Annotated in this window: 5 protein-coding genes and 1 pseudogene; 2 read left to right on the forward strand and 4 right to left on the reverse strand. The window is 54.2% G+C overall.

The genetic code is table 11. The annotated features are described in order from the left end of the window. Nucleotides 1-177 precede the first annotated feature (177 nt). Both VR74_RS01625 and VR74_RS01630 read right to left on the reverse strand, forming a co-directional pair. Nucleotides 178-2430 (reverse strand): EAL domain-containing protein, encoded by a 2253-nt coding sequence (locus VR74_RS01625; RefSeq protein WP_299949323.1) that lies wholly within the window; start codon nt 2428-2430, stop codon nt 178-180. Nucleotides 2431-2444: 14 nt separating this feature from the next. Further along, the gene (locus tag VR74_RS01630; RefSeq protein ID WP_299949325.1) at nt 2445-3059 is read right to left on the reverse strand and encodes a methylamine utilization protein; all 615 of its coding nucleotides are present in this window, start codon (nt 3057-3059) and stop codon (nt 2445-2447) included. Nucleotides 3060-3177: 118 nt separating this feature from the next. On the opposite strand from VR74_RS01630, the gene VR74_RS01635 reads away from it, so the two are divergent. Further along, nucleotides 3178-4050, forward strand: a complete 873-nt coding sequence (locus VR74_RS01635) for a DUF3034 family protein (RefSeq protein ID WP_299949327.1) — start codon at nt 3178-3180, stop codon at nt 4048-4050. Nucleotide 4051: 1 nt separating this feature from the next. Continuing rightward, the gene (locus tag VR74_RS01640) at nt 4052-4543 is read left to right on the forward strand and encodes a group 1 truncated hemoglobin (RefSeq protein ID WP_045693824.1); all 492 of its coding nucleotides are present in this window, start codon (nt 4052-4054) and stop codon (nt 4541-4543) included. 387 nt (nt 4544-4930) lie between these two features. Here the strand turns inward: VR74_RS01640 and VR74_RS20355 are convergent. Then, a pseudogene (locus VR74_RS20355) lies at nt 4931-5062 on the reverse strand (IS6 family transposase); the annotation flags it as partial. A 184-nt stretch (nt 5063-5246) separates the two neighbouring features. Then, a partial coding sequence (locus VR74_RS01650; RefSeq protein ID WP_299949329.1) for a DUF6064 family protein occupies nt 5247-5871 on the reverse strand: 625 nt, incomplete at its 5' end.

The raw sequence follows: 5871 nt of genomic DNA on the forward strand, positions 1-5871 counted from the left end.
CCGATTGATTCTCGACCCAGTTCTTTTGAACAGGGGAACTCACGTAGCTCTTAATCTCGAATATCAAGAACCCCGTCACGCCCAGTTTCCATCCCGATAGACTGCAAGGAACCCGGAAGCGGAGTTCATCAGGTGAGCGGTCAGATGCCGCGTAAACTGGGATGATACCCCGAAATGCTACCGACCCCGCCCGATTGCCTCAAGGCCGGGACTTCCTGACAGGGTGTTCAACAAAGCCAGCGTTCTGTCGCGTGTCTGCGGGCGTCCGATATAATATCCCTGTACTACATCAGCGCCCATGACTTGTAGCAGTCGCAGAACTTCCTCGGTCTCTACCCCTTCGGCCGTCACACTCATTCCCAGACTGTGAGCCAGATCGATGGTTGATTTAATTAATAGCGCGTCTGATGACCCGTTCTGAAGGCTCAACACGAAACTCTTGTCGATCTTCAGTTCCTGGGCCGGAATTTGTTTAAGGTAAGACAAGGATGAAAGCCCTGATCCATAATCATCGATCGATATTTCGACACCAGCGCTTCGGAGGCGCTGGATATTCGCAAGCGCCGTTTCAGGGTCATCAATGACCGCTGTCTCCGTCACCTCGAAGCAGAAGCGATCGCAGGCCTCACCAATCTCCTTGATTGCCCAGTCAAGAAAGTCCGGGTCGCCGAGCAGCCTTCCCGAAATATTTACCGACATCTTGAGATCGTGTCCGGCAAGTCTCAGACGCTCGCGGTCAGAGACTGACTGAGTAATCACCCACTGAGTCAGAGGCCTTATATGTCCGGTTTCTTCTGCGTATTCCACGAATCGATCTGGTGTGACTGATCCTCGTATTGGGTGATTCCAGCGAAGCAATGCTTCCACGCCTCGCACCGCTTGCTGACGACAATTATATTTCGGTTGATAGGCAAGGAAGACGGATCCATCCGACAGCCCGGCCACCATGTCACTCATTAAAGAGAGCGTTCCTCCAGGATCCCCATACGCCTCCGCATCAAATATTAGCAGCCGCCGGCGTTGGACGCGTGCTTGCTGAAGCGCAACAATCGCTTCGTCAACAGGACCGGGCACATCGTGGAGGCCAATTTGGCAGATGCCAGCGCTCAACGTGATGTCGATTTTTTCTCCCGCAACCAGTATGGGATCGGACGCTGCATGAAGTAGGTCAGAGACCTGTTCAGCTACCGCGCCCCCATCAGAGGCCGAAATCAGTACACCAATCATATCGGCACCAACAAGCCCGATGGAATGAATGACGCCTGGCCTTTCAAGGCGAGCACCAAATTTCGCCAAGAGCTCATTCGTTGCGGACTGGCCAATCGCCGTGCTGATATGCGTCAGGCGGTCAATGCCAATTGCAACGCAAAACTCAGAGTCGCCATCGTCTCGCACTTTGAGCTGGTCTATCGCCTGCTGCAATGCCCGTCTGTTGGGCAGAAGTGTCTCGGAATCCGTAAGCGACATCTTCACGATACTTCGCTCGCGGGTCTCAATTTCGTGCGCCATCTGTAGAAAGCTTTCAGCGAGACGGCCAATCTCATCAATACTTTCCACTTCGAAATCGACCGGCACGCCGCTAGCGAGCTGACGCGTAGCCCGGTCAAGGCGCGTGATCGGCAAGGTCAGGCTTTTCGATATGAACCAGCTGCAGACAAACAATGCCAACAGCCCCGCAAGGGAGAGTGCAGCAATAGCGAAAAGCATGGGCTTGAAGGGCGCCATGGCAGCAGATATTGGGTAGTCAAGCAGGAGCACCCCAGCAGGCAGTTCACCAAATCCCTCGAGCGGGGTTCGCGCCGAAATGGCATGGACAGGATTTTCCGGTATGCTGAAGTTACCGTCAGGGTCTGCCGCGACGATTGAAGCCTTCAGGCTGATAGGCGAAAGGCTCTCGAGTTCATGCAGTTCCGCCGCATCAAGCTCCGTCGCAAAAATGACCCAGCCTACGCGCACAGGTGCCATGATTGGCGCCGCAACCGCTTGGTATTGTATGCCAGAAATCGGGATAAGGCCGCTCGCGTAATTATTGGTCCTGACCGCAGCCAGTACGATCGCGGGCGTATCAAAAGTCGCACTGTTTCCAGCCTCAAGTCCGCTCCCGTCCTCGAATACAAGGAACGCTCGTGAAAGACCGAGACGATTGCGCAAGTTGTCCAGCGCTGACGCAACTGTTTCAGCATCCTGAGTCGCGACAGCTTCGCGAAACCCGAAATCACGCGCCATAATATCGGCATTATCGGCGAGTTGTTGCTGGTTGATTTGCCAGAGACGCTCATAGACCGAGGCAGTCGCCTTGAGTTCAGCGCGCACGTTCTCCTTTGCCGTGTGCTGGACGGACAGGTAAACCGCACCGGCGACCGCGATCAGGATCAATCCCAGCAGTCCGCCATATGCTACAGTCAGTTTTGTTTTGAGCTTGCGAAACATGAATTGCACGCCGTTTAGTGAGGCGTACGTGAGGATTTTGCAAGGGAACCACTCATGGTGACCGTCATTTCCGATACACGCGTGTCGAATGCCGTGGTCACATCCTTGCCCCCGGAAAGATCTGGATGCCAGACGGTCACGTTTCCTGTGGACATCGGCAGGTCCGTCAGAATAGCCTTTCCGTCTGCGTCAGTCCGCAAGGCAAATGGCGTGTCCACGATCCGGATATAGCCGATCATGTTATCGTGAATGTTACAGCCCACCGCGACAATGCCGGTGGCGTCGAATTCAATGGAGCGGGTCTCCTCGCGCCCATAGAGTTTGAGCTCGAAACGATTTCCCTTCGAGAATGAATATACATGGTGACGCACCCGGTCACGATTTGGAAACTGCACTTCGCTTCCAACTGGCGCGACCAGAATATAAGGCGAGAACTGAATATTCTTCTGTTCCATTACGCTCGGCCAGGCGAATGAACGTGGAGCCTGCAAGTCTTTTGATGCTGGCACCAGCACAATGGCGTTCGCTACAGGTTCTCCCGCCGCATCGACAACGGCAAGCTGAAGGTCATGGGCGAATGCCGGAAGACCCAAGAGCGAAATGGCCAATAATGAAAGCAGGATACGCATACTCGTATGTCCCAGATATGGTTTACGATCCCGTTAAGCTTCATCGTCTAGATACCCATCGCACACAGCATGAACAATTTACGAATGGGGCAAATAGAAGCCCGGACCGACGGCGCAAATGATAAATTCAGTTTCAACACTTGCATTCATTTCTATGGCATTGATCTGCCCCGCATGGGCGAATGCCCAAGGCCTGGAACAAGGCGGCAAGCTGCTATTGACACGAGGGATTTCCACGGTTGATGGCCTGGGTGGTGGCGGCATCGTTCCATGGGCACTCATTGCGGGAAATGAAACAAATCTCGGAATCGGCGCGACAGCGCATGCCACACATGTCTCGCTTCCCGATTTTGAACTTGTCTCTTACGGTGGCGCTGTCGGACTGCACGACCGTCTCGAAGTCAGTTACACACATCAGTCCTTCGATACAGGGAGCACCGGGCCGAAACTCGGTCTGACGGATGGATATACATTTGAACAGGATGTTTTTTCTGCAAAGCTTCGCGTCGCAGGAGATGCAATCTATGATCAGGACAAATGGGTTCCCCAAGTTGCAGTCGGACTTTCGTACAAGAGCGCTGACGATGGCGACCTCCTGTCTGCCCTAGGTGCGGAATCCGACAATGGGATCGAGCTGTACGCCTCCGCCACAAAGCTGCTGCTGGCCCACAGCCTGCTCGTTAGCGCTACATTGCGTTACACAGACGCAAACCAGAACGGCTTGCTAGGATTTGGCGGCACAACAGACGCTGGCCTCTACCCCGAAGTCTCAGTGGGATACCTGATCAGCAAACGCCTGATCATCGGCGGAGAGTATCGCGTCAAACCCGATCAACTTGCCTTTGCAGAAGAGAATGACTGGTTCGACCTGTTCGCAGCATATGCAGTGAATGAGGGTATTACATTATCGGCCGCCTATGCCGACCTCGGATCTATTGCCACATTTGATGACCAACGCGGTCTCTATCTCTCATTTCAGGTGGGATTCTGAAATGTTACGTCCCGTAATCGCGCTATTCATTTCCACCCTGACAGCTATCGTCGCCGCCGCTGAAGTCTTGCCCGGTGAACTCCCTGTTGATGCCTACGAACAATCAAACGAAAATGCAGGGGCGCAACCTGTCGAAAACCCGGATGTCTTCGCTGCGTTTCACGGACAGGATGGTATAGACCGCATCGTGGATGATCTCGTGGACCGTATAATTGTGGACCCGCGCATTGAGGGTATTTTTCGTGCATCTGACCTCGTCCGCTTGCGCCGGACACTGAAAGAACAGTTTTGTTATCTTCTTGGCGGACCTTGCGAATATACAGGCCGTAACATGATGGACGCCCATAAGGACCAGGGGATATCCACCCGCGAGTTCAACGCGCTTGTCGAAAGTTTGCAGGCAGCCATGGACACAGAGGGTGTTCCTTTCGCAGTGCAGAACAAGTTGGTTGCCAAATTGGCGCCCATGAAACGAGACATCGTTACCCGATGAGATGTCTTTATACACGAAAGCCAATCCATCTCAGTCACTCGCAGCACCACTGGTGGTGTCATGTGTGGACGACCCCGCTTGGTGCTGTCAGTCTAACGCGAACCAGTCTCCATTATTCGCGGACGAGCAGGTGCTAGGCGACGAGAATGTCGCGCCACTCGCGAAGCGCGGCGTCTCCTTTTTGTTTGAATTGGATTCTGGTGTTGATGTGCCTTTCGAAGTTGAAGTGATTGTACACTGACGAATGGATTGAGACGAACTTCTGCAGACTTGGCGCCCACGGGAGGCGGGATATTTCGCACGTCCATCTTCGGAATGCGGTTCCGGAATCTTGAGTGCGAAATACGTTCCGAGCCGGTCGACCCAAAGGCGGATGATTTCGTGGCAAATGTCGATGCCGCGTTCGTGGAGAAGGTCTTCGACATTGCGAAGTGAGAGTGGGAATCGAACATACATCAGTACGCCAAGCTGGATGATCTCGGGTGACGTCTTGAAGTAACGGAACGAATTTTTGGCCATTTTTAGAGGATAAACGTCTGGATGCGTCGTCTCAAGCCCGGTTCCCCTTACAATGCCTGCCTGACCGCTGCCAGTTTTTCGCGAGAGCGCCGCTGAGATCGCATTCAACCGGTTGAGGCTCATCTTCGTCCTGGCGATTCATTGCCGAATGCAGACATTCGGGCATCGGCGCGTGATCAAGGGATCATCCTGGCCGACGGACCGGTTTGCGCGCATTCATCACAAGGGCCAATACCGCGCTTGTGGGCATTGCCAAATCTGGCACGACGCCCAGCAGGAAGGCTGCGCTCCCACCAATGACAGACCATGCACAGGGCACGATGAACAGGATCCACGACACGCGCCACGAAGACAGCATGAGTACGCCAAAGGTGAAGATGACAAGCGGGCAAGGCGTGACTCCGAAGCTCGGACCGCCAGGATAAGGATGTCCCAGCCACGCATTCAGGACCGGGTACAAGACAGCCGCATAGGCGATCAAACCCCACCCTGCCAGGGTCATGACATTGCTTCTCGTCGAAAACTGCGGCGGCCTTCGTATCGCAGCGAAGGCGAGAATGAGCGCCTGGCCCACGAACACTGCAGCGAATACCGGCGCAATCGGATTGATCGAAGAGAAGAACACCCAGTGGTAGGCGACACCCGTCCATCCCCAGAGCAATGCCAGAGAACTCAGGCAAATCACTCCCGCTAAACGATGGGAGGAAAACGTGGCCAGAACTGAGATTGCACCAAGGACATATGCGAACACCTGGAGCGGCCAGATAGCTTCGTTGTATCGTTCGAAAAGCTCGAAGAACTCGCGTTGA

The sequence above is a fragment of the Hyphomonas sp. BRH_c22 genome, from assembly GCF_000961795.1.
Classification (GTDB): Bacteria; Pseudomonadota; Alphaproteobacteria; order Caulobacterales; family Hyphomonadaceae; genus Hyphomonas.

Coding starts and splice junctions, on each gene's coding strand:
- VR74_RS01625 (WP_299949323.1), bottom strand. CDS start 2,430: ATGTTTCGCAAGCTCAAAACAAAACTGACTGTAGCATATGGCGGACTG.
- VR74_RS01630 (WP_299949325.1), bottom strand. CDS start 3,059: ATGCGTATCCTGCTTTCATTATTGGCCATTTCGCTCTTGGGTCTTCCG.
- VR74_RS01635 (WP_299949327.1), top strand. CDS start 3,178: ATGATAAATTCAGTTTCAACACTTGCATTCATTTCTATGGCATTGATC.
- VR74_RS01640 (WP_045693824.1), top strand. CDS start 4,052: ATGTTACGTCCCGTAATCGCGCTATTCATTTCCACCCTGACAGCTATC.